The 23,427-nt window shown below is 70.6% G+C and carries 18 protein-coding genes; 8 read left to right on the top strand and 10 right to left on the bottom strand.

Annotation, left to right across the window (positions count from 1 at the left end; translation table 11 throughout):
- Positions 1-75 precede the first annotated feature (75 nt).
- Positions 76-2,361 (top strand): protein kinase domain-containing protein, encoded by a 2,286-nt coding sequence (locus ACWFR3_RS23750; protein ID WP_453736618.1) that lies wholly within the window; start codon positions 76-78, stop codon positions 2,359-2,361.
- Positions 2,362-2,365: 4 nt separating this feature from the next.
- Here the strand turns inward: ACWFR3_RS23750 and ACWFR3_RS23745 are convergent, their stop codons facing one another.
- On the bottom strand, positions 2,366-2,809 hold the full coding sequence (locus ACWFR3_RS23745) for a nuclear transport factor 2 family protein (RefSeq protein WP_453736617.1): 444 nt from the start codon (positions 2,807-2,809) through the stop codon (positions 2,366-2,368).
- A gap of 296 nt (positions 2,810-3,105) precedes the next feature.
- Here ACWFR3_RS23745 and ACWFR3_RS23740 point away from each other — a divergent pair, with 296 nt between their 5' ends.
- The 5 genes from ACWFR3_RS23740 to glgB all read left to right on the top strand — a co-directional run bounded on the left by ACWFR3_RS23740 (position 3,106) and on the right by glgB (position 12,490).
- Positions 3,106-4,317 carry a S8 family peptidase gene (locus ACWFR3_RS23740; protein WP_453736616.1) on the top strand — a complete coding sequence of 404 codons (1,212 nt, stop codon included), beginning with the start codon at positions 3,106-3,108 and terminating at the stop codon, positions 4,315-4,317.
- A 353-nt stretch (positions 4,318-4,670) separates the two neighbouring features.
- Positions 4,671-6,875, top strand: a complete 2,205-nt coding sequence (locus ACWFR3_RS23735; protein WP_453736615.1) for an alpha-1,4-glucan--maltose-1-phosphate maltosyltransferase — start codon at positions 4,671-4,673, stop codon at positions 6,873-6,875.
- Positions 6,872-8,572 carry a maltose alpha-D-glucosyltransferase gene (treS, locus tag ACWFR3_RS23730; protein WP_453736614.1) on the top strand — a complete coding sequence of 567 codons (1,701 nt, stop codon included), beginning with the start codon at positions 6,872-6,874 and terminating at the stop codon, positions 8,570-8,572. The genes ACWFR3_RS23735 and treS overlap by 4 nt, the downstream gene beginning before the upstream one ends.
- A 118-nt stretch (positions 8,573-8,690) precedes the next feature.
- The gene (locus tag ACWFR3_RS23725; RefSeq protein ID WP_453736613.1) at positions 8,691-10,142 is read left to right on the top strand and encodes a maltokinase N-terminal cap-like domain-containing protein; all 1,452 of its coding nucleotides are present in this window, start codon (positions 8,691-8,693) and stop codon (positions 10,140-10,142) included.
- 185 nt (positions 10,143-10,327) lie between these two features.
- Positions 10,328-12,490 (top strand): 1,4-alpha-glucan branching enzyme, encoded by a 2,163-nt coding sequence (gene glgB, locus ACWFR3_RS23720; RefSeq protein WP_453736644.1) that lies wholly within the window; start codon positions 10,328-10,330, stop codon positions 12,488-12,490.
- On the opposite strand, the gene ACWFR3_RS23715 is transcribed toward glgB, so the two are convergent.
- The 9 genes from ACWFR3_RS23715 to ACWFR3_RS23675 all read right to left on the bottom strand — a co-directional run bounded on the left by ACWFR3_RS23715 (position 12,447) and on the right by ACWFR3_RS23675 (position 20,728).
- Positions 12,447-14,711: a HelD family protein gene (locus ACWFR3_RS23715; protein WP_453736612.1), complete on the bottom strand. Its 2,265-nt coding sequence runs from the start codon at positions 14,709-14,711 to the stop codon at positions 12,447-12,449. The two genes, glgB and ACWFR3_RS23715, sit on opposite strands and share 44 nt — an antisense overlap.
- Positions 14,712-14,895: 184 nt before the next feature.
- Entirely contained in the window at positions 14,896-15,234 is a 339-nt protein-coding gene (gene trxA, locus ACWFR3_RS23710) for a thioredoxin (RefSeq protein ID WP_453736643.1), read from the bottom strand.
- 20 nt (positions 15,235-15,254) lie between these two features.
- Entirely contained in the window at positions 15,255-15,647 is a 393-nt protein-coding gene (locus tag ACWFR3_RS23705) for a MerR family transcriptional regulator (RefSeq protein ID WP_453736611.1), read from the bottom strand.
- Positions 15,648-15,682: 35 nt separating this feature from the next.
- A complete protein-coding gene (locus tag ACWFR3_RS23700) occupies positions 15,683-16,627 on the bottom strand; it encodes an NAD(P)-dependent oxidoreductase (RefSeq protein WP_453736610.1) in 945 nt (314 codons plus the stop codon).
- Positions 16,628-16,729: 102 nt separating this feature from the next.
- Entirely contained in the window at positions 16,730-17,335 is a 606-nt protein-coding gene (locus tag ACWFR3_RS23695) for a mycothiol-dependent nitroreductase Rv2466c family protein (RefSeq protein ID WP_453736609.1), read from the bottom strand.
- Between the two features lie 26 nt (positions 17,336-17,361).
- Complete coding sequence (locus tag ACWFR3_RS23690) at positions 17,362-18,267, bottom strand: SGNH/GDSL hydrolase family protein (RefSeq protein ID WP_453736608.1); 906 nt, start codon at positions 18,265-18,267, stop codon at positions 17,362-17,364.
- Between the two features lie 162 nt (positions 18,268-18,429).
- Positions 18,430-18,957 carry an HIT family protein gene (locus tag ACWFR3_RS23685; protein WP_453736607.1) on the bottom strand — a complete coding sequence of 176 codons (528 nt, stop codon included), beginning with the start codon at positions 18,955-18,957 and terminating at the stop codon, positions 18,430-18,432.
- On the bottom strand, positions 18,954-19,181 hold the full coding sequence (locus tag ACWFR3_RS23680) for a hypothetical protein (RefSeq protein WP_453736606.1): 228 nt from the start codon (positions 19,179-19,181) through the stop codon (positions 18,954-18,956). Before ACWFR3_RS23680 ends, ACWFR3_RS23685 begins: the two co-directional genes overlap by 4 nt.
- Positions 19,182-19,339: 158 nt before the next feature.
- Positions 19,340-20,728 (bottom strand): cation:dicarboxylate symporter family transporter, encoded by a 1,389-nt coding sequence (locus ACWFR3_RS23675; protein ID WP_453736642.1) that lies wholly within the window; start codon positions 20,726-20,728, stop codon positions 19,340-19,342.
- Between the two features lie 181 nt (positions 20,729-20,909).
- On the opposite strand from ACWFR3_RS23675, the gene ACWFR3_RS23670 reads away from it, so the two are divergent.
- Together ACWFR3_RS23670 and ACWFR3_RS23665 are read left to right on the top strand one after the other, a co-directional pair.
- A complete protein-coding gene (locus ACWFR3_RS23670) occupies positions 20,910-22,586 on the top strand; it encodes a sensor histidine kinase (RefSeq protein ID WP_453736605.1) in 1,677 nt (558 codons plus the stop codon).
- Positions 22,583-23,269: a response regulator gene (locus tag ACWFR3_RS23665; RefSeq protein ID WP_453736604.1), complete on the top strand. Its 687-nt coding sequence runs from the start codon at positions 22,583-22,585 to the stop codon at positions 23,267-23,269. Before ACWFR3_RS23670 ends, ACWFR3_RS23665 begins: the two co-directional genes overlap by 4 nt.
- The last annotated feature ends 158 nt before the right edge of the window (positions 23,270-23,427 follow it).

The following is a 23,427-nucleotide window of genomic DNA, read 5'->3' as shown; positions in this document are numbered from 1 at the left end:
ACCTGCCGCACCCGTCCGGCCTGACGCACCCAACCGGCCTGACGCACCCATCGAGCCGCCGAGTCGAGGAGTCCCATGCTCACCCCTCTGCCGCCGGGCCACACCCGCCGCATCGGCCCCTACCGTCTCCTTGCCGGGATCGGGGCCGGCGGTATGGGCCAGGTCTATCTCGCGCGGGCACAGGAGGGGGCATCCCGGCGGCTGGTCGCCCTCAAAGCCGTACGGCAGGACCTCGGCGCGAGTCCGGACGCCGCGTTCCGTGTCCGTTTCCGGCGGGAGATCGCGGCGGCCCGTGCGGTCACCGGTCCGTACACCGCGGCCCTGCTCGACGGGGACGCGGACGCCGAACTCCCGTGGCTGGCAACGGAGTACGTGCCGGGCCCGTCGCTCGCCGACACGGTCGCCCGGCGGGGCCCGCTGCCCGCGGCGGCGGTCCGCGCCCTCGGGGCGGGTCTTGCCCGCGCGCTCGCCGCGGTGCACGCGGCCGAGGTCCTGCACCGCGACCTGAAGCCGGGGAACGTGCTGCTCACCCCCGAAGGGCCCCGCCTGATCGACTTCGGCATCGCGCGGGCCTTCGAGGCGACGGCCCTGACGACGACCGGCATGCTCGTGGGCACGCCGGGATTCATGGCTCCGGAGCAGATCGCGGGCTCGCACGCGGTCGTCCCCGCGTCGGACGTCTTCTCCCTCGGAGCGGTCCTGTGCCACGCGGTGTCGGGCCGCGGCCCCTTCGACGACCCGGAGTTCGCATCCGTCGTCTTCCGCATCTCGCAGGGCGACGCGGACCTCTCCGGTGTGCCGGACGAGCTGCGCGGCATCATCGCCGAGTGCCTGGACGCCGATCCGGCCCGCCGCCCCGCGCCTGCCGGGCTGGCCGAGCGCCTGAGCGGCGCCTGTGCGCCGGGCCCGTTCCCCTGGCCCTCCGACGTGCTGTCCCTCTTCGCCGAGTACCGCTCCGCCGCGGCCGCGTTCGAGTCGACCGGTGACGACGCCCCGCCTCCGCCCCCGCCGGAGACACCGCCCGCCCTGGGGTCGTTCGGTCCCGCACCGGTCCTGCGGCGCCGCCGCCTGCCGTGGATCGTGGCGTCCGCCGCTGCCGCCGCGGTGGTCACCGTGGCGGCGATCGTTCTGCCGGACGCTCTCGCGGACGACCCGGCGGGTACTCCCGCCGCGAGTCCGGGTCCGGACCGGACGGCGGGCCCCGGCTCTGGCTCCTCCACGAGCCGCACGGTCACCGCCTACGGCAACCAGGGCCACTCCGGCGAGTTCGGTACGTCGGCGGTGCGCGAGGCCGCGCTTCCCGAGGGCTGGCGGCCGTGGTCGCGCAAGAAGCCGAAAGGCGTGGACAGCATGGGCAAGGGCTGCGTCATCGCGCGGTCCGCACTCGTGTGCCGGGACGGGTGGGGCGCGGCGACCGCCCTGGACACGGCGACGGGCAAGGACCGCTGGAAGTCACCCGGCTTCAGCGGTCAGCCGTCCGGGGTCCAGGAGATCCCGCCCGAGACCGACGGCAAGCGGGTCTTCGTCCCCAGCGAACTGGGCGTGAGCGGCATCGACCTGGCAACGGGCGACGAGGTCTGGCGGCACAAGGCTCCCGAGTACGCGGGCGTGATATCGGTGACGTACGCACAAGGGGTGCTGTACACCGCCGAGTTCAGCAGTCAGGCAGCGCCGGCCCCGTACAAGACGGTGCTGCGGGCCCGGCGCGCGAGCACCGGCAGGCAGCTGTGGGAGACAAGGATCGACGGCAAGCCCACGGGCACGCTGCTCGTGTCGGGCGACCGGCTGTACGCGGCCCTGGAGGCGGGCGGCGTCATCGCCCTCTCCACCCGGACCGGCGACGAGAAGGCCAAGGTGTCGAAGCCCGCGTGCGGCGACCTCATCGGATACGGCGGCGCGGTCCTGTGCTGGTCGGTGGAGCGGGCCGGCGTCAGCGTGCTCGACGGCGACACGCTTGCCTCCCGCCGCACGATCGGGGGCGGGAAGCAGCCCGACGTCGCGCCGGTCGTGGGCGAGAAGGGCGTACTGGTCATCGCGAGCACCGACAAGAAGGCCGGGCTCCAAGACCGCCTCACCGCGTACGAGTGGAAGTCCGGCAGGGAGCTCTGGGACCTCCCGGCCCGCGGCACCCCCAGCGCCCTCGGCCTCTCCGGTGACCGGCTCCTGTCCGTGGGCTCCTACGAGATCCGCACCGTGCCCCTGGACGGCGACGCGGAGAACATGACCCAGCGCACGGTCCCCACCACCGACACGAAGGCGATCGACGGCCTGACGGACACCCTGTCGACGCCGCTCTACCTCGGTGGTGCGATCTTCGCGGAGTCCGTCGAAGGCCGCCTCGTCTCCGGCCGCGCCCTCTGACGCGCTACGGAGTCGTCGCCGCCACGATCGCCGCCGTGTCCCAGTAGAACGGCCGCACCCGCGAGATCCGCCCGTCCCGCACGGTGATCGTCTGCAGGATCGGGAAGGCGAGTTCACGCCCCGTGGCGCGGGCCCGCGCGCGGACCGTGGTGTGGACCACCGCGGTCCCGCCCGTGGCCAGGAACTCCTGCTCGCCGATCTCGAACGTCTCCCAGGTCTCGCTCATGGCGAGGAAGAAGCGGGTCATCCCCTCGTGACCGTGCCAGGTGCCGCCGTACGGGAGTGCCCGCGCCTGGTGCAGCACGACATCGGGGGCGAAATAGGGGGCGAGCAGGTCGAACGAGGCGCTGCCGGGGCCGCCCGCCGCCAGGTAGCGGGACTCCGCCTCGTACATGCCGGTGAGGACGGTCGTCGTGTCCGGCGCGGCGGACGCCGCTTGAGAAGTCATGCCGAAAGCGTGCCGGACCCTGCGCCCCCCGACCGGCGGGAAACGGACGTTGACCTGCGGCGGTCACCCCGTGGCCCCGCACCTCACGCAGGCGTCCCGAACCCGTCCGAAAATCGGCGCAACCCTCACAGCACCCCCACCGGCGGTATGGCCGATTCCCCCACGTCGTGTGGTCTTGTAGGCCCTCACGCCGCACGAGAGGCTGCCAAGTGGCGCTCGTGGAGGACACGGGGAATCCGGCATGTATCGGTCCAACTCCACGGGTGGCACGTAAAGTTGGGGAGGGAAACCAGCGTATGACTCTGTCGCGAACGAAGCGTCTGCGGTGGGCCGGAGCCGTCACCGCCACCACGGCGGCGGTGCTTTCGGCCATCACGCTGCCCGCACACGCCGCTCCCGCCGATGCCCCGCTGGGGGAGATACTCGGCGCCGGGGAACCCGGTTCCGTCAGCGGGAGTTACATCGTCACGCTCAAGGGCGGGACGCAGGCCCCGTCGGACGCGGGCCAGGACATCGCGTCGAAGTACGGGGCGAAAATACGCCACACCTACAGCACCGCGCTCAACGGTTATGCGGTGAAGGTGGGTTCGGACCAGGCCGAGAGACTCGCGGGGGATCCGAGGGTCGCCTCCGTCGTCCAGGACAGCACCGTGTCCCTGGACCACACACAGCAGAACCCGCCCTCCTGGGGGCTCGACCGGATCGACCAGAAGAACCTGCCGCTGGACAAGTCCTACACCTGGCCCGAGACGGCCGGTAAGGGCGTGACCGCGTACGTCATCGACACCGGGGTCCGCACCACGCACAAGGACTTCGGCGGCCGGGCGAGCAGTGGCTGGGACTTCATCGACAACGACGCCACGGCGCAGGACGGCAACGGACACGGCACGCACGTCTCCGCGACCGTGGCGGGCAAGAGCCACGGCGTCGCCAAGAAGGCGGAGGTCGTGGGCGTCCGGGTGCTCGACGACGCCGGATCGGGGACGACCGCGCAGGTCATCGCCGGCATCGACTGGGTGACCAAGAACGCCGAGAAGCCGGCGGTCGCCAACCTCAGCCTCGGCGGCACGGCCAACGCCCAGCTGGACGCCGCCGTGCGCAACTCGATTGCGTCCGGGGTTACTTACACGGTCGCTGCCGGGAACGAAGGACTCCCGGCGGTCCTGTTCTCGCCGGCCCGCGTGAAGGAAGCCGTCACGGTCGGCGCGACCGACGTGAAGGATGCCAAGGCGAGCTTCTCCAACTGGGGCGGCAGCCTGGACCTGTTCGCGCCGGGCGTGGACATCACCTCCGCGTGGAACACCGACGACTCCGCCACGGACACCATCTCGGGTACGTCGATGGCCTCGCCGCACGCGGCGGGCGCGGCGGCGCTCTACCTCGCCGATCATCCGTCGGCCACACCGGCCGAGGTGAGCAAGGCGTTGGCAGGACGGGCCGCGGCGGGCAAGGTGACCGGCGCGGGGCTCGGCTCACCCAACAAGTTGCTGCAGGTCAACAACCCGTAGGGCACCCGCAGAAGGCCTGTGGGACGCGACGCGTCCACGACGCGACACAGAACCGGCTCCGCCGCACACGGCGGGGCCGGTTCTCTGCGCGTGGCGGCGGACTTGCCTCCGGGGCCGAGGCGACGCACCCTCGGATACGACGCGGCCTCGTATGGGCCTTACGCACCAGTAGTTAATAAAGCGCCGGATTGCCCACCCGAAATTGGTGGGAAGGCTCCCCCGGAACGCACACGGCTCAGTACGGTCAGTCACGGCTAGGTACGGCTAGGTACGGCCAACAAGCGCGGCACAGAAGCAGAACCCCTCCACACCCCCGTATCCGCCCCACTCATGTAACGCGGACAGGAGCGGTCATGCCCTCAACTCGCCCGTCGGCTTCGCCCTCGGGAAAGGCCTCTACAAGGGTGCCCGGATCACCGGCACCACAGCAGGACCCGCAGGACCCGCAGCACCCGAAAAACCCGCACGTCGCGAACGATCCGCAGGACCCGGGCCCGAACGAACCGCAGGACGCGCAGGACCCGCCCCCGCGACCGGCCCGGCCGGGCCCCGTCACCGGCCGCATACCCGTCCTCGACGTGGCACCCCTCGTCCACGGCGGGCGAAGGCCCGCCAAAGCCGTGGTGGGCGAGACCTTCCAGGTGACCGCCACCGTCTTCCGCGAGGGCCACGAGGCCGTCGCCGCCAATGTCGTCCTGCGCGATCCGCGGGGCCGCCCCGGACCGTGGACCCCGATGCGTGAACTTGCCCCCGGCACCGACCGGTGGGGCGCGGACGTCACTCCGGACGCGGAGGGCGACTGGACGTACTCCATCGAGGCGTGGGGCGATCCCGTCACCCAGTGGCGCCACCACGCGCACATCAAGATACCGGCGGGCATCGACACCGACCTCGTCCTGGAGGAGGGCGCCCGCCTGTACGAACGCGCGGCCGCCGACGCCCCGGCCAGCAAGGGCCGCCGGGCCGTCCTGCGCGCCGCCGCCAAGGCCCTGCGCGACACAAAACGCCCGGTCGCGGCCCGCCTCGCCGCCGCCCTCACCCCGGAGGTGGACGCGGTACTCGCCGCGCATCCACTGCGCGAACTGGTCACGGAAACACCGCGGTTGCCGCTCGTCGTGGAGCGGCAGCGGGCGCTGTTCGGGTCCTGGTACGAGTTCTTTCCGCGCTCGGAGGGAGCCATCGTCAAGGAGGGCGAGCCGCCCCGCTCGGGCACGTTCCGTACCGCATCCGACCGGCTCCCGGCGATCGCCGCGATGGGCTTCGACGTGGTCTACCTGCCGCCCGTCCACCCCATCGGCACCACCTTCCGCAAGGGCCCGAACAACTCCCTGTCCCCCGGCCCGCACGACGTGGGGGTGCCCTGGGCGATCGGCTCCCCCGAGGGCGGCCACGACGCGATCCACCCGGAGCTGGGCACCCTGGAGGACTTCGACGCCTTCGTGCGCCGGGCCGTCGGCCTGGGCCTGGAGATCGCCCTGGACTTCGCCCTGCAGTGCTCCCCCGACCACCCCTGGGTGGACAAGCACCCCGACTGGTTCGCGCACCGCGCCGACGGCTCCATCGCCTACGCGGAGAACCCGCCCAAGAAGTACCAGGACATCTACCCGCTGGCCTTCGACCGCGACCTGCCGGGCCTGGTCGCCGAGACCGTACGGCTGCTGCGGTTCTGGATGGACCACGGCGTGCGCATCTTCCGGGTCGACAACCCGCACACCAAACCCGTCGTCTTCTGGGAGCACGTGCTCGGTGACATCAACCGCACCGACCCCGACGTCATCTTCCTGGCCGAGGCCTTCACCCGCCCGGCGATGATGCGCACCCTGGCCGCGATCGGCTTCCAGCAGTCCTACACGTACTTCACCTGGCGAAACGACAAGGGTGAACTGACCGACTACTCGCGTGAGTTGGCGGGCGAGACCGCCCATTACCTGCGGCCCAACTTCTTCGTCAACACCCCGGACATCCTGCACGCCTACCTGCAGAACGGCGGACGTGCCGCCTTCGAGGCGCGCGCCGTGCTCGCCGCAACCCTCTCGCCGACCTGGGGCGTTTACAGCGGATACGAACTGTGCGAGAACGCCCCTGCGCGGGCCGGCAGCGAGGAGTACCTGAACTCGGAGAAGTACCAACTGCGGCCGCGTGACTGGGAGTCGGCGGAGCGCACGGGCTCCACCATCGCGCCCCTGATCACCACGCTGAACCGCGTGCGGCGCGCGAGCCCCGCGCTGCGGCAACTGCGTGACCTGCACTTCCACGACACGGACCAGGACGCGGTGATCGCCTACTCGAAAACGGCCCACGACAAGGACGGATCGAACACGGTTCTGGTGGTCGTGAACCTCGACGCCCACCACACCCGGGAGGCGACGGTGTCGTTGGACATGCCGGCGCTCGGCCTCGACTGGCACGAGAGCGTGCCGGTGCGCGACGAGCTCACCGGCCACACCTACCACTGGGGCAGGACCAACTACGTGCGCCTGGAACCGGGCCGCGCCCCCGCGCACCTCCTCACGGTCCTGCGACCGTCCTCCCCGTTGATCGGAGGGTCACCCACATGATCATCAACGAGCCCGTCCAGGACACCTTCGAAGACACCCCCGCCAAGGACCGCGACCCCGAATGGTTCAAACGCGCCGTCTTCTACGAAGTCCTCGTCCGCTCCTTCCAGGACAGCAACGGCGACGGCGTCGGCGACCTCAAAGGAATCACCGCCAAACTCGACTACCTCCAATGGCTCGGCGTCGACTGCCTCTGGCTGCCGCCCTTCTTCCAGTCCCCGCTGCGCGACGGCGGCTACGACGTCTCCGACTACACCGCCGTCCTGCCCGAATTCGGCGACCTGGCCGACTTCGTCGAATTCATCGACTCCACCCACCAGCGCGGCATGCGCGTCATCATCGACTTCGTCATGAACCACACCAGCGACCAGCACCCGTGGTTCCAGGCCTCACGCACCGACCCCGACGGACCCTACGGCGACTACTACGTCTGGGCCGACGACGACAAGCAGTACGCCGACGCCCGCATCATCTTCGTCGACACCGAAGCCTCCAACTGGACCTTCGACCCCGTCCGCAAGCAGTACTTCTGGCACCGCTTCTTCTCCCACCAACCCGACCTCAACTACGAGAACCCCGCCGTCCAGGAAGAGATCATCTCCGCCCTGCGCTTCTGGCTCGACCTGGGCATCGACGGCTTCCGCCTCGACGCCGTCCCCTACCTCTTCGCCGAAGAGGGCACCAACTGCGAGAACCTGCCGCGCTCCCACGCCCTCCTGAAGCGGGTGCGCGCGGAGATCGACGCCCACTACCCCGACACGGTCCTGCTCGCCGAGGCCAACCAGTGGCCCGAGGACGTCGTCGACTACTTCGGTGACTTCAAGGACGGCGGCGACGAATGCCACATGGCGTTCCACTTCCCCGTCATGCCGCGCATCTTCATGGCCGTCCGCCGCGAATCGCGCTATCCGGTATCAGAGATCCTCGCCAAGACCCCCGCGATCCCCGCGGGCTGCCAGTGGGGCATCTTCCTGCGCAACCACGACGAGCTGACCCTGGAAATGGTCACCGACGAAGAGCGCGACTACATGTACGCGGAATACGCCAAAGACCCCCGCATGCGCGCCAACATCGGCATCCGCCGCCGCCTGGCACCCCTCCTGGACAACGACCGCAACCAGATCGAACTCTTCACCGCCCTGCTGCTCTCCCTGCCCGGCAGCCCGATCCTCTACTACGGCGACGAGATCGGCATGGGCGACAACATCTGGCTGGGTGATCGTGACGCCGTACGCACCCCCATGCAGTGGACCCCCGACCGCAACGCGGGCTTCTCGTCCTGCGACCCCGGCCGCCTCTACCTGCCCACCATCATGGACCCGGTCTACGGCTACCAGGTCACCAACGTAGAAGCCTCCATGTCCTCGCCCTCCTCCCTCCTGCACTGGACCCGCAGGATGATCGAGATCCGCAAACAGAACCCCGCCTTCGGCCTCGGCTCCTACACCGAACTGCCCTCCTCGAACCCGGCCGTGATCGCCTTCTTACGGGAGTACAAGGACGACCTCGTGCTGTGCGTCCACAACTTCTCCCGCTTCGCCCAGCCCACCGAACTCGACCTGCAGACCTTCAACGGCCGCCACCCGGTCGAGCTGATCGGCGGGGTGCGCTTTCCCGCCATCGGTGAACTGCCCTACCTGCTCACCCTGGCCGGACATGGCTTCTACTGGTTCCGGCTGCGCAAGGATCCGGCGTAGGCTCCACCCCTGCTACTCCTGCGCGGGGCGGTTTCCACCGCCCCGCCCCGGGAACTCTCCCGCACAACCGGCACTCCCGCACTCACCCCTGTCCGCACCGCGGAAAGGACGCGACGCCATGTCGGAAGCCGTCACCCGCCCGGGCATCACCGCGGACGCGCTGCTCGCCTCGCTCGATCCGCTGCTGCGCGCGTGGCTGCCACGACAGCGCTGGTTCGCGGGCAAGGGCCGCCCGATCAGCGACTTCAATTTGGTCACCGCGACCGAACTACTGCCCCCGACTTCCGAGTTGGGGCTCCTGCACCTGCTCATACAGGTCCGGCAGCCACAGGTGCCGGGGCAGAACGGCGGCGCACCCCCGCTGCCCCCGGACTGCTATCAACTCCTCCTCGGCGTAAGGCGCGAGCTGCCGCCACGGCTCGCGTCCGCGCTGATCGGCCATGTGACACAGGGCCCGCTCGCCGGGTTCACGGTCTACGAAGCACTGCACGACACCCGCATGTCCGGTTTCCTCCTGGAGGCACTGCGGACGCAGGCCCGCGTCGGCAAACTGCGCTTCGAGCGGGACCCCCGCAAGGCCATAGGCGATGATCTCGCACCGCGCGTCCTTGGAGTGGAGCAGTCCAACTCCTCGCTCGTGTACGGAGATACGTTCATTTTGAAGCTGTTCCGCCGCATCGTGCCCGGAGTCAATCCGGACCTGGAACTGCCCCTGATGCTGGCCCGCGAGCGCTGCGCGCAGGTGCCGGCTCCCGCCGCCTGGTTCCTGGCGGACGCCGGCGACGAGGTGAACGTCCTGGGCGTGCTCCAGCCCTATCTGAAAGGCACCGCGGACGGCTGGGAGCTGGCCCTTCGGGAGCTCGCGGCCGACCGGGACTTCAGCGGCGAGGCACGGGCGCTCGGGCGCGCGACGGCCGAGGTGCATCTGGCGCTCGCCCGCGCGCTGCCCACCGTCACCCTGGGCCGCGCCCAGATGGAGCTGATCGCCGAGGGCATGGCGGAGCGCCTGGACGCTGCGGCCAAGGCGGTGCCCGCCCTGCAGCCGTACGCCCCCGCCCTGCGCACGACCTTCGAGGCGCTCGCCGACCTGGGCCGCGGCGAGGGAACCTGGACGGCGCAGCGCATCCACGGGGACCTGCACCTGGGGCAGTTCCTGCGCTCGCCCGCCGGGGAGTGGTCGCTCATCGACTTCGAGGGTGAGCCCTCCCGCCCGCTGTCCGAGCGCAGGATGCCACAGCCGCCGGTGCGTGACGTGGCGGGCATGCTCCGTTCCTTCGACTACGCGGCACGCTCGCGTCCCCGGGCTCTCGACTCCGTTCGGGCGGCGGAGGCCCCCAAGCCGTGGGCGCCGGAGTGGGCGGGCGACTGCCGGGCCGCGTACTGCACGGGATACGCGGAGGTCTCGGGCCGCGATCCGCGCATGGACCCGGTTCTGTTGCGTGCCTACGAAACGGACAAGGCGGTGTACGAGGTCCTCTACGAGGCCCGCCACCGCCCCGACTGGCTCCCCGTACCCCTTTCGGCGATCAAGCGTCTCGCCACGAACGGCCCCGCCACCGAACAGCACTGATCCGTCATCGCCGAGGAGGCGCCCCCGTGACCCCCCGCCCGCAGCCGCGCAAACCGTCCGACGAGGCCAGCAAGAAGGGCAGGAGAAAGGCGGAGCCCGCGGGCCGGACGCCCGAACCGCCCAAGCAGAAGCAGCGCAAGAGCAGCCGCCCCACGTCGCCCGTCCCCCGCGACGACCGTGCCCGCCTGCTCGGCGGCACGCACCACGACCCACACGGAGTCCTCGGCGCCCACGTCGTGCGCGAGGGCATCGCCTTCCGCGCGCTGCGGCCGTACGCGCGCTCCGTATCCGTCGTCGCCAAGGATGTGCGGGCCGAGCTGCGGGACGACGGGGACGGGTTCTTCTCCGGGGTGCTTCCGCTGCGGGAGATCCCCGGGGACTACCGGCTCCACGTCACGTACGACGACGCCGAACTGGAGATCCACGACGCGTACCGCTTCCTGCCCTCGCTCGGCGAGTTCGATCTGCATCTGATCGGCGAGGGGCGCCACGAGCAGCTGTGGCACGCGCTCGGGTCACGCCCGATGGTGCACGAGGGGGCGACCGGGACACGCTTCACGGTGTGGGCGCCCAATGCCCTGGGCGTGCGCGTGGTGGGGAACTTCAACTTCTGGGACGGCACCGGATTCCCGATGCGGTCGCTCGGCAGCAGCGGTGTCTGGGAGCTGTTCGTCCCTTCGGTCGGCGAGGGCGAGCTCTACAAGTACGAGATCACCCGGCCCGACGGCTCGAAGACACTGCGCGCCGACCCGCTGGCCCAGCGCACGGAGACCCCGCCCGCGAACTCCTCGATCGTGCACGAGTCGCACCACGAGTGGCATGACGCCCAGTGGCTGGAGCGCAGGGCGGAGGTGCCCGTGCATCAGGCGCCGTTCTCCGTCTACGAGATCCATCTGGCTTCCTGGCGACCGGGCCTGACGTATCGCCAGCTCGCCGAGCAGCTTCCCGCGTACGTCGCCGACCTGGGGTTCACGCACGTCGAGCTGATGCCCGTCGCCGAGCATCCCTTCGGCGGCTCCTGGGGCTATCAGGTCACCGGGTTCTACGCGCCGACCGCCCGCATGGGCACGCCCGACGACTTCAAGTTCCTCGTGGACGCGCTGCACAGAGCGGGCATCGGTGTCCTGATGGACTGGGTGCCCGCGCACTTCCCGCGTGACGACTGGGCGCTCGCCGAGTTCGACGGGCGCACCCTGTACGAGCACGAGGACCCGGACCGGGCGGCGCACCCCGACTGGGGCACCCTGGAGTTCGACTACGGCCGCAAGGAGGTGCGCAACTTCCTGGTCGCCAACGCCAGTTACTGGTGCGAGGAGTTCCACATCGACGGCCTGCGCGTGGACGCCGTCGCCTCGATGCTGTACCTCGACTACTCGCGCGAGCACGGCGAATGGTCCCCGAACGCGCACGGTGGCCGCGAGAACCTCGACGCCGTCGCCTTCCTCCAGGAGATGAACGCCACCGTCTACCGCCGCGCCCCCGGCGTCGTCACCATCGCCGAGGAGTCCACGGCCTGGGACGGCGTGACCCGCGCGACGCACCACGAGGGCCCGGGCGGCTTCGGCGGGCTCGGCTTCGGCCTGAAGTGGAACATGGGGTGGATGCACGACTCGCTCGACTACGTGTCGAAGGAGCCGGTGCACCGCAAGTTCCACCACAACGAGATGACGTTCTCGATGGTGTACGCGTACAGCGAGAACTACGTCCTGCCGATCTCCCACGACGAGGTCGTGCACGGCAAGCGGTCCCTGGTCTCCAAGATGCCCGGCGACTGGTGGCAGCAGCGCGCCAACCACCGCGCCTACCTGGGCTTCATGTGGGCCCACCCCGGCAAGCAGCTCATCTTCATGGGCCAGGAGTTCGCCCAGGGCGCCGAGTGGGCGGAGGGGCACGGCCCGGACTGGTGGCTGCTCGACCCCGCGTACGGGGCCGAGGCCGACCACAGAGGCGTACGGGACCTCGTGCGCGACCTCAACACCGTCTACCGCCGCGAGCCGTCCCTGTGGCAGCGCGACACCGACCCCGGCGGCTTCGCCTGGGTCGACGGCGACGCCGCCGAGGACAACGTCTTCGCGTTCCTGCGCTATGCCGCCGACGACACGGACGGCTCACCGCTCCTCGCCGTCTCGAACTTCTCACCGGTGGTGCGCCACGAGTACCGCCTGGGCGTCCCCGGCGAGTTCACCGCCTGGCACGAGGTCCTGAACACGGACGAGGCGCGCTACGGCGGCGGCGACGTCACCAACCCGGACCCGGTCAAGACCGAGCCGGTGGCGTCGCACGGCCGCCCCGCGTCCCTCCGTCTCACCCTGCCGCCGCTGGCCACGGTGTGGCTGCGACCTGCTTGAGCGCCACCGGCAGCTCCTGCGCGTGCAGGATGCCGAGGCGCTGCGTGGCCCGGGTGAGGGCCACGTACAGGTCGCTCGCGCCGTAGCCGGCGGGCTCCACGACCAGGACGGTGTCGAACTCCAGGCCCTTCGCCTGGCGCGGGTCGATCAGGACGACCGCCCGCGTCAGGTCCGGGGCCTCCCCGGCCGTCACACCGGGGAGCTTTCCGGCGAGCTCCGCATGGAGCTCGCGAGGTGCGATCACCGCGAGGCGGCCCTCGTCCCGCGCCTCGGCCGCCACCGCGTCGGCCACCGCCGCGGCGAGGTCGTCCGTGCGGTGCGCCCACGGGAGCACCCCGGTGGACCGCACCGAACTGGGCGGTTCGAAGTCGGGGTACTCGACGCGCGGCACCTCGGCGGCCACGTCCATGATCTCCACCGGCGTGCGGTAGTTGACGCCGAGCCGGGTGTACTCCCAGCGGTCCTCGACGTACGGGTCGAGGATCGACTCCCAGGAGCCGCAGCCGCCGGCCTCCGCCGTCTGCGCGGGGTCGCCGACCAGCGTCATCGAGCGGGTCGGACAGCGCCGCATGAGCAGCCGCCAGGCCATCGCGGAGAGCTCCTGCGCCTCGTCCACGATGATGTGCCCGAACGCCCAGGTCCGGTCGGCCGCCGCACGCTCGGCGGCGCTCCGGTGGTCCTCTTCCTCCTGGCGCTCGGCCATCCGCTCGGCGTCGATGATGTCGTGTGCGAGCAGGACCTCGGACTCCTCGTCGTCCTTGTCCTCGAACTCGTAGGTCCGCGAGGCGTACGAGACGTCGAGGACGCCCTGTGCGTAGGCGATCTGCTTGGCCCGTTCGGCCTCCGCCAGCGCCTTCGCCGCGCTGTCGTCGTTGCCGAGCAGCTCGGCGGCCTCGTCGAGCAGCGGGACGTCGGCGGCCGTCCACGCGCCGCCGCGCGGGCGCCGCACCAGGTCGGCGTCCTCGTCCGCGAGGTGCGTCGGCTCCTCAAGAAAGTCCGTGAGGAAGCGCTCCGGGGTGAGCTGCGGCCACAGCTCCTCGATGGCCGCGTGCACTTCGGGGCTCGCGGCGATCGCCTTGCCGAGCTGGGCGATGTCGTCGGGGCCGAGGAAGTTCGGGCCGCCGTACGGGTCCGCGCCGAGCCGTTCGGCCAGCTGCTCGGTGAGCATGTCGATCACGCGGAAGGCGAAGTGCGGGCGGCCGAGATTGTGCGGGACGTCCGCCTCACGGGCCGCCTCGCGTGCTTCGTGAGCGATCGTCCAGTCCAGGACGAGGTCGCCGTCGTCGTGCTCGATGATCAGCGGGGCGCCGGGCTCGGGGGTCTGCTGCCGGTCGCGCAGGGCGGCGGCGAGCACGTCCGCCATCTCCGCGCGGCCCTTCACCTCGGCGGCCTCGGGCGTTTCGGTGCCGGTCGCGGTCACGCCGGGGAACAGCTCGCCGACCGTCGAGAGGAGCACGCCCGTCTCGCCGAGCGCGGGCAGGACCTCGCTGATGTAGCCGAGGAAGGCGGGGTTCGGGCCGACGATCAGGACCGCGCGCTTGGCGAGCAGCTGGCGGTGGGCGTAGAGGAGGAACGCGGCGCGGTGCAGCGCCACGACCGTCTTGCCGGTGCCGGGGCCGCCCTCGACGACGAGGACGCCGTGGTGCGGGGCCCGGATGATGCGGTCCTGCTCGGCCTGGATGGTCTGCACGATGTCGTGCATGCGTCCGGTGCGGGCCGAGTCGAGCGCGGCGAGCAGCACCTCGTCGGCGTCCGCGCCCTCGTGGCCGGTGCGGGTGGTGTCGCCGAGATCGAGGATCTCGTCGTGCAGGGCCGTGACGTCACGGCCCTTTGTGGTGATGTGCCTGCGCCGACGCAGCCCCATGGGCGTATGACCGGTCGCGAGATAGAAGGGGCGCGCGACTTCGGCACGCCAATCGATCACGAGTGGGGTGCGTTCGACGTCGGACGCACGGATTCCGATGCGTCCGATGTGGTGATCACGGCCGTCACGGAATTCCAGCCTGCCGAAGCAGAGACCGTTCTCCCCCGCGTCGAAGGCGGCCAGCAGTCCGGACCGCTCGGCCACCAGGACGTCGCGCTCAAGCCTGGCCTGCAGACCGTTGCCGACCTGCGACAACGATGCCTGCACGGCGGCCTGCGCCTCCTCGCGCAGCGCGTCGAGGCGCGCGTACAGCCCGGAGACGAATTGCTGCTCTTCCCGCAATTCCTCGGTTGACAATTCAGCCCCTCGCCAGTTACAGTGCTCTTATACAGATTCTCGCGATTCCAGTCTGCCCAAATGTGCCAGGGGTCGCGAAAGGATCCAATATACGCGAAGAAATACCCCGGACGTCAATTCGTCCGGGGTATTTCTCTTTCTTGTGCCGGTGACCGGGTGGCTGCCTGTGTCAGAGCGATCCGGGTCAGAGCACTCCGGCCTCGGCGAGGTCCGCGAGGAGCTTGCGCTTGGGCCGGGCGCCCACCATGGACTTCACCGGCTCACCGCCCCGGAACACCAGCAGGGACGGCACCGAGAGGATGTTGTACGCGATCGCGGTCTGCGGGCTGTGGTCCACGTCCACCTGCACGATCTTGAGCCGGTCCGCCTCCTCGCGCGAGATCTCGCTGAGCACCGGCGCGAGCTGCCGGCACGGCCCGCACCACTCCGCGCCGAACTCCACGAGCACGGGCAGTTCCGCCCCCAGTACCTCCCCCTCGAAGTCCGCGTCCGTCACCTCGGCCACGCCGTCCGCCTTGACCATCCCCATGCCTGCGCTCCTTCTCAGCCCGTCAGCTCGCACTGCGGGTCCGGACCCCCCGGAACCGCCGCCTCGGCACGCACCAACTGCGCGCCCACCTGTTCGCGCACCGCACTCAACTCACTGATCAGCGAGTCGAGTTCACCGAGCTTGCGGCGGTACACGTCGAGCGACGCGGGGCAGGAGTCGCCCGCCGGATGCCCCGACCGCAGGCACTCCACGAACGGCCGCGTCTCCTCCAGATCGAACCCGAAGTCCTGCAAGGTCCTGATCTGCTCGAGGAGGCGTACGTCGTCCTCGTCGTAGGTGCGGTAGCCGTTGCCGCTGCGACGAGCGGGCAGCAGCCCCCGTGACTCGTAGTACCGAAGCGTCCGCGTGGTGGTGCCGGCCCGCTCCGCAAGTTCGCCGATGCGCATGTCTACGACGGTAATCCTTGACGCAGGCGTCAAGGCTAGTGCGCCGCTTCGGGCGCGCGGATGGCCTCGATGACGGCCGTCCAGCCGTCCGCGCCGTGGCCCTTGGCGATGGCCCGGTCCAGGGTGGCCTTGATGCCGTTCAAGGACTCCACGTCCAGACCGCGGTGTGCGGAGGCGTGGATGATGTGGTCGACGTTGGCGGCCTCGGTGACGAGCGGGGCCTGCTCGCCCGGATACTCGCCGGAGTCGACCTCTACTGCCGTCGACTCGACGGCCGCCGGGAAGATGGAGAGCAGGGCGCTCATATAGGGGGCGAGATCCGCCCCCTTCACGCCGTCCGCCCCGGCCAGCGCGAACGCGTGCACGAGGCCAGACATGCTGGTCCAGAAGAAGTCGAGCAGGGCGTTGTCGTAGACGGCGGCGAGGCCGTGGTCCTCGCCGAGGTGCACGGTGTTGCCGCCGAGCGCCTTGAGCGTGCTCGCATGCCGGTCGTACACGGACTTCGGGCCGCTGTGGAAGAGCAGCGCGTCGGCCGTACCGATCACCGTCACCGGCACCAGGATGGCGCCGTCCAGGTAGTCGATCCCGTGTTCGGCGGCCCAGGCGGCGGCCTCGCGCGAGCGCTCCGGGGTGTCCGAAGTGAGGTTGACCAGGACGCGGCCCTCGAACTCCGCGGCGACCGGGCCCAGCACGGCCCGCGACACCTCGTAGTCGTAGAGGCAGACGACCACCAGATCCGAGGCGCGGACCGCATCGGCGACGGTGACCGCGCGAATGGCACCCCTGGCCACCAGGTCGTCGCCCTTGCCCGGCGTGCGGTTCCAGACGGTGGTGGAGTGTCCGGCCCGGAGGAAAGCACCGGCGAGTGCCTGCCCCATGGCGCCGAGGCCGAGGACAGTGACAGAGGCAGTGGAAGAAGAAGGAGAAGGAGAAGGGGAGGCAGAAGGAGACGCGGAAGGGTTGTGGCTCTGGTTCGTCATGACGACCATGCTTCGCGGACGCCCGCTTCCTCACAAGTACCGACTAATTAGTCAGGTACTTACGAAAAGGTAAGCATGGAGGGCGAGTTGAGGCGTCCGCCATCAGCCGAAATCGAGTGCGCCGTACGGCCGCTTGAACTCGTGGAAGTCCGGCACGCCCGCCATCAGGACCACCCCGTCCCACAGCCGCCCCGCCGCCTCCCCCTTCGGCGCGGGTGAGACGACCGGGCCGAAGACCGCGCCCACGCCCCGCACGGAGAGCACAGGGGTGCCGGCCTCGGGGCCGACCAGCGCGACGCCCTGCTCGTGCGAGGCCCGTACGGCATCGTCGTACTCCCCAGTCCAGGCCACCGACGCGAGCTCCGCGGGAAGGCCGGCGTCGGCGAGAGCCCGCTCGGCGCCGTCCCACTCGCCCCGTTCGTGCAACCGCGCCCCGAGCGCGTCGAGATACCGCCCGAGGGCCTCGCTCCCGTACCGCTCGTCCACGGCCGCGCAGACCCGGCCCGGCCCCCGCATGTAGTCGCCCCACTGCCCCTCGGGGTCCTCGGGGTCGACGTCGAGGTCTTCGTTCAGGGCCGACAGGCTCATCACGCGCCATCGCACGGTGACGTCCCGCACCCGCTCGACCTCGCGGATCCACCGCGAGGTGAGCCAGGTGTACGGGCACACGGGGTCGAACCAGAAGTCGGCGTTCGGCGTCGCGTTCACTCAACCACCGTACGAGAGCGCCCTGTTCAGCCCAGCTTGAGTCCGCCGATGGCCTGGTCGGCCATCCTGGCCTCGCCCAGGGCGTTCGGGTGGACCGGGACGAAGTTCGTGCCGAACAGCACGGGCTCGATCCAGCGGGTGCCCTTCGGCTTGCAGGCGTCATGCCCCTCCGACGCGGCGGCCAGGTCGACGAACGTGGCGCCCGTCTCGGAGGCGGCGCTCTGCACGGCCTTGTTCAAATGGGTCTGCAGATCCCGCAGGTAGGGGACGTCTCCGGTGGCGATCGGCATCTTGGCGAAGCACGTGGGGTCGGCCTTGGCCGGGACGATCCACGGGTAACCGAGGATGCCGATACGGGCGTTGGGGGCCTTGGCCTTGATGTCCCGCAGCGCCTTCTTCAGGGCGGGATACGTACTGTCGTCGATCTCCTTGGTGAACTTGTCCCCGTTGGCGTCCTTGCAGGGGCTGCCCTTGCCACCGGAGAGCACGCCGGCGCTGCCGCAGGCGAGGATCGCGCCGATGAAGGTGTTGTTGTCGTTGCCGCCGATGGTCAGCGTCACGACGTCGGTTTCGGCGGTGACCGCGTCGAGTTGCGGGGCGACACCGGGGTACTGCGAGCCCGCGAAGTCCTTGGTCTGGGCGCCGCCGCAGGTCACGTCGGTGAGCTTGGCGCCGGTGCGCTTGGCCACGACATGCGGGTAGTTGGCCGTGGAGCGTGCGCAGAGGAGCGGCGCGGTCACGTCGAGGGGCAGAACGCCGGATCCGGCGCTGTAGCTGTCGCCGAGGGCCACGTAGTCGAGCGGTTCGCTGCTGCTCCCGGACGCTTGGGCCGGTGCGGCCAGGCCGAGGGCGGCGGTTCCGACGGTGGCGAGGGCGGCGAGGGCGGCTGCCGGGCGGAGGGAGCGGGTGCGGGCGCGTGCGCGGATCACCATCTGGAGTCTCCTTTGAATCCGATGGGGGGTCAGTCCCGGAGATGAGCGATCAAGCCGCGGGCGCCAACAGCCTTGCTGTGTGGGGGATTTGGGCAGGCTTCAGCGGCTTTCGGCGGTTCTTGGTGGTACAACGCTGAAGTTACTGGCAGGTTTGAATAACAGTCAACAGTTTGCGCACGGGCCCACCTGGATGGCGGAATCCTCAGCGAGCGCACGCCGCACACGCGCGCACAGTTCCTCCACCGCACCCTGCTCGAATTCCGCGCCCCCGGCGAACATCGCCGCCTGGAGGGCGGGTCCGTACGCACCGCCGTGGCGGTCGATGTCGGACGTACGGGCGGGCTGCACCACGAAGTGGATGTGGCCGGGCACGCGCCCGGCGTGGGACCAGAGACAGACGTAGACCTGCTCGCACTCGTCGCCGACTGCCGTACGCAGGGCGGAAGTCACCCGGGTCAGCAGCGGGCCGAGCTCGGCGCTCTCCCCCGTACTCATCTCGTGTACGCCGGTGATGTGGCGCAGCGGTTTGACGATGAGCGTGCCGGTGCCGAGGGGGCCGACGCAGTGCTCGACCGTCCAGTGCGGCGTGCGCAGGAGCGTGCCGCCGGGCAGGGGGGCGGTGCCGGCGGCGAGGTCACAGGCCAGACAGCCAGCGTCCGCTTCCGCCTCTTGCGGCTCTTGCGGCCTCACTTGTCCACTCGGTGCATCCGGATGTCGCGGTTCACGAAGAGATGGACGTAGCCGCAGCGCCAGCAGATGAGCCCGGTCGCCGACTCGTTCGCCCACGCCATGTTCATGAGCTCCATGCCGGAGCTGTTGAGCTTGACCTCCCGGTCACGGAACAGATCCCCCTGGCAGACCTGGCAGTTGATCCACGTCTCCCCGATGGAGGCTCGCCTCGGCTTGTTCCCCATGAGCTCCCGCCCCCCCTTCCCTGCTTCTCGCTTCCCCGTTGCCTGACTGATCTTGAGGCTATCCGGTACGTGAAAAGCGGGCGGGCCCGCCCGCAGTCACGTTTCGACCACGGCGGACCCGCCCGCCTCGCACACGCCACCGATCCGGTGGCCGACGGCTATGCCGTCAGGGACTTCTTCTCGCTGCTGTCCGGCTGCGTCGGGACGGCGTCCGCGGCGTCCGGGTCCACCGTTTCGGAATCCGCGCCGCCCTCGTCGAGCAGCGTCTTCTCGTCGAACGGCAGCCGTCCCGCGAGGACGTCGTCCACCCGCTGCCGGTCGACCTCCTTGGTCCACGTACCGATCAGGAGCGTCGCCACCGCGTTGCCCGCGAAGTTGGTCAGGGCGCGCGCCTCACTCATGAAGCGGTCGACACCGATGATCAGGCCGACGCCGTCCACCAGGCCCGGCTTGTGCGACTGCAGACCACTGGCCAGGACCGCGATGCCGGAACCGGAGACACCCGCCGCGCCCTTGGACGCGATCATCATGAACAGGAGCAGGGAGATCTGCTCACCGACGCCGAGCGGCTGGTCCATCGCCTCGGCGATGAAGAGCGACGACATGGTCAGGTAGATCATCGTGCCGTCGAGGTTGAAGGAGTAGCCCGTCGGGACGGTGATGCCGACGACCGGGCGGCTGACGCCCAGGTGCTCCATCTTCGCGATGAGCCGCGGCAGGGCGGACTCGGACGAGGAGGTGGACAGGATGAGCAGGAACTCGCGGCCCAGGTACTTCAGGAGCTTGAAGAGGTTGACGCCGGTCACCAGGCGGAGGAGCGTGCCGAGCACGATCAGGATGAACAGCGCACAGGTGACGTAGAACCCGATCATGATCGTGGCGAGGGCCTTCAGGGCGTCCGTGCCCGTCTCGCCGACCACCGCCGCCATCGCGCCGAACGCGCCGATCGGGGCGGCCCACATGATCATGCCGAGTACGCGGAAGACCAGGCGCTGGATGTGCCCGATGCCGCGCAGGATCGGCTCCCCGGAGCGGCCCATGGCCTGCAGGGCGAAGCCCACGAGCAGCGCGACGAGCAGCGTCTGGAGGACCTCGCCCTCGGTGAAGGCGGACACGATCGTCTTCGGGATGATGCCGAGCGCGAAGTCGACGAGACCCTTGTTCGCCTCTTCGGCCGCGTCGTGGCCCGCGCCCTTCTCGGAGTCGGAGATGTCCATGCCCGAGCCCGGGTGCAGGATGTTGCCGACGATCAGGCCGATGGCGAGCGCGACGACCGACATGGCGACGAAGTAGCCGAGCGCGAGCCCGCCGACCTTGCCGACCTTGGCGGCCTTGCGGACCGAGCCGACGCCCAGGACGATCGTGCAGAAGATGATGGGCGAGATCATCATCTTGATCAGGTTCACGAAGCCGGTGCCGAGCGGCTTGAGCTCCGTGGCGAAGTCGGGGAAGAGCAGTCCGACACCGATACCGAAGACCACGGCGATGATGACTGCGATGTACAGGTAGTGGGTGCGGTCCCGTTTGGCTGCGGGCGCAGGTGCCACCTGGCTGTCGGTGGTGTCGGCCACGAGGGCCCTCCTTGAACGACTACGTCGGCGTTTTCGGCCAGTGCGTGCGGCTCACGTCCTGGGCAGGCGAATCTCGGGTGACTATCTCTCGCCCTGTGAGGGCGGTCACCCTTGCGTTCATTTAGTTCGCACTTATAGGGCCAGGCAGACTGGCACCATGCCCCTCGCCCGCCCGCCCCGGCCCCGCAGCCTCGCCGGGCAGCTCTTCGCGATGCAGATCGTCCTGGTCACCGTCGTGGTGGCCGGATGTGCACTGTTCACTTTCCTGAGCGACCGGCAGCAGGCCGAGGAGGGTGCCCGCCGCCAGGCGACGGCCGCGGCGCGGGCGGTCGCGGACTCTCCTTCGGTACGCGAGGCCGTGCGCGGCGAGGATCCGACGAAGACCCTGCAGCCGTACGCGACCGACGTGCTGCACCACACCGGGGTCGACTTCGTCACGATCATGGACAGGGACGGCATCCGCTGGACGCACCCCGACAAGGCGGAGATCGGCGAGCGCTTCCTCGGCCACCGGGCGGAGGCGCTGCGGGGCCGGACCTTCACGGAGACGTACACCGGGACGCTCGGGCCCTCCGTACGCGTGGTCACCCCGATCCGGGCCGCCGACGGCAGCGACCGCATCACCGGCCTGGTCAGCGCGGGCATCACCATCGAGGAGATCAGCGCGACGGCGCGCGGCCAGCTGCTCGCGCTGCTCGGCGTCGCGGCGGGCGCGCTCGCGCTCGGCGGTATCGGCACCTACGTGATCAACGCCCGCCTGCGCCGCCACACCCACGGCATGAACGCCGCCGAGCTGAGCCGCATGCACGACTACCACGAGGCGGCGCTGCACGCGGTGCGCGAGGGTCTTCTCATGCTGGACGGGCAGCGGCGCATCGCCCTGATCAACGACGGAGGGCGCGAGCTGCTCGGCGTATCGGGCGGCTTGGTCGGCCGGAACGTCGCCGAGCTCGGCCTGCCCGTACCGCTGACGGGCGCGCTGCTCGCGGCCGAGCCGCGCGTCGACGAGCTGCACCTGACGGCGGACCGGGTGGTCGTCGTCAACACCTCGCCCGTGTCGAGCGGCGAGCGCCGCGGCACGGTGGTCACCCTGCGCGACCACACCGAGCTGCAGGCGCTGACCGGCGAACTGGATTCGGAGCGCGGCTTCACGCGCGCCCTGCGCTCGCAGGCCCACGAGGCGGCGAACCGTCTCCACACGGTGGTCTCCCTCATCGAGCTGGGCCGCGCGGACGAGGCGGTCGACTTCGCCACGGCCGAGCTGGAGCTCGCCCAGACGCTGACGGACCAGGTGGTCGCGGCGGTGAGCGAGCCCGTCCTTGCGGCCCTGCTCCTGGGCAAGGCGGCCCAGGCGAACGAGCACGGCGTGGAGCTCGTCGTCTCCCCCGACAGCAGCATCGACGACGGCATGCTGCCGCCGGGGCTGCCCGCGCGCGACCTGGTGACGGTCCTTGGCAACCTGATCGACAACGCGGTGGACGCGGCGCAGGGCTCGCCCGCGGCCCGGGTGACGGTGACGGCACGCGCGGACGGGGCGGGGCTGACCCTGCGGGTGTCGGACACGGGCCCCGGCGTGGACCCCGCGCACACGGAGGCGGTCTTCCAGCGCGGCTGGTCGACGAAGGCCACGGCGGGCCGCGGCCTCGGCCTCGCCCTGGTCCACCAGACGGTGACCAAGCACGAGGGGACGCTTAAGGTGCGGGAGGCGGCCGGGGGCGGCGCGGAGTTCGAGGTTCTCCTGCGGACGGATGCCGCTTCCGTGGCCCCCGCGACGCCGGGTGCCGACAACAACGCGTCCGGTGCACCGGACGCAGCTAACGGAGGCACCGAGTGACAGAGCCGATCCGGGTTCTGGTCGTGGAGGACGACCCCGTGGCGGCGGACGCCCACGTCCTCTACGTGAACCGCATCCCCGGCTTCCGCGCCGTGGGCAAGGCGCACAGCGCCGCCGAGGCGAAACGCGCCCTGGACCGCACCGAGGTGGACCTGCTCCTCCTCGACCTGCACCTCCCCGACGGCCACGGCCTCCAGCTGGCCCGCACCCTGCGCGCCGCGGGCCACCGCGCGGACGTCATCGCCGTCACGTCGGCCCGCGATCTCGCGGTCGTACGCGAGGGCGTCTCGCTCGGCGTCGTCCAGTACGTACTGAAGCCCTTCACCTTCGCCACCCTCCGCGACCGCCTCACCCGCTACGCCGAGTTCCGCACCGCCGCGGGCGAGGCCACAGGCCAGGACGAGGTGGACCGCGCCCTGGCCACCCTGCGCGCGCCGAGCCCCGCCGCCCTGCCCAAAGGGCTCAGCGGCCCCACCCTGGAGAGAGTGACCCGCACCCTGCGCGACGCACCTCCCGAGGGCGTCACCGCCGCTGCCGCCGCCGAGACGGTGGGCATCTCCCGCATCACCGCGCGCCGCTACCTGGAACACCTGGTCACCACGGGCCGCGCCACCCGCACCCCGCAGTACGGGCACGTCGGCCGCCCGGAGTACGTGTACCGCTGGCTGACGTCGGCGGCCTGACCCGCGCCCCCGCGCATACAGCCGTCCCGGGCTCACCCGAATGGTGGGGGCGGGGTGGCGGCGCCCAAAAAACGCGCCCCGCCCCCCCCCCCCCCCCCCCCCCCGCCCCCCCCCAAGAGCCGCCGCCCCCCCCCCCCGAGGGGGGGCGGAAAAAAGAG

This window comes from Streptomyces sp. NPDC055189, from assembly GCF_053606765.1.
The sequence above is the reverse complement of the archived record's forward strand: the minus strand, read 5'-3'. Positions and strand labels throughout refer to the sequence as shown.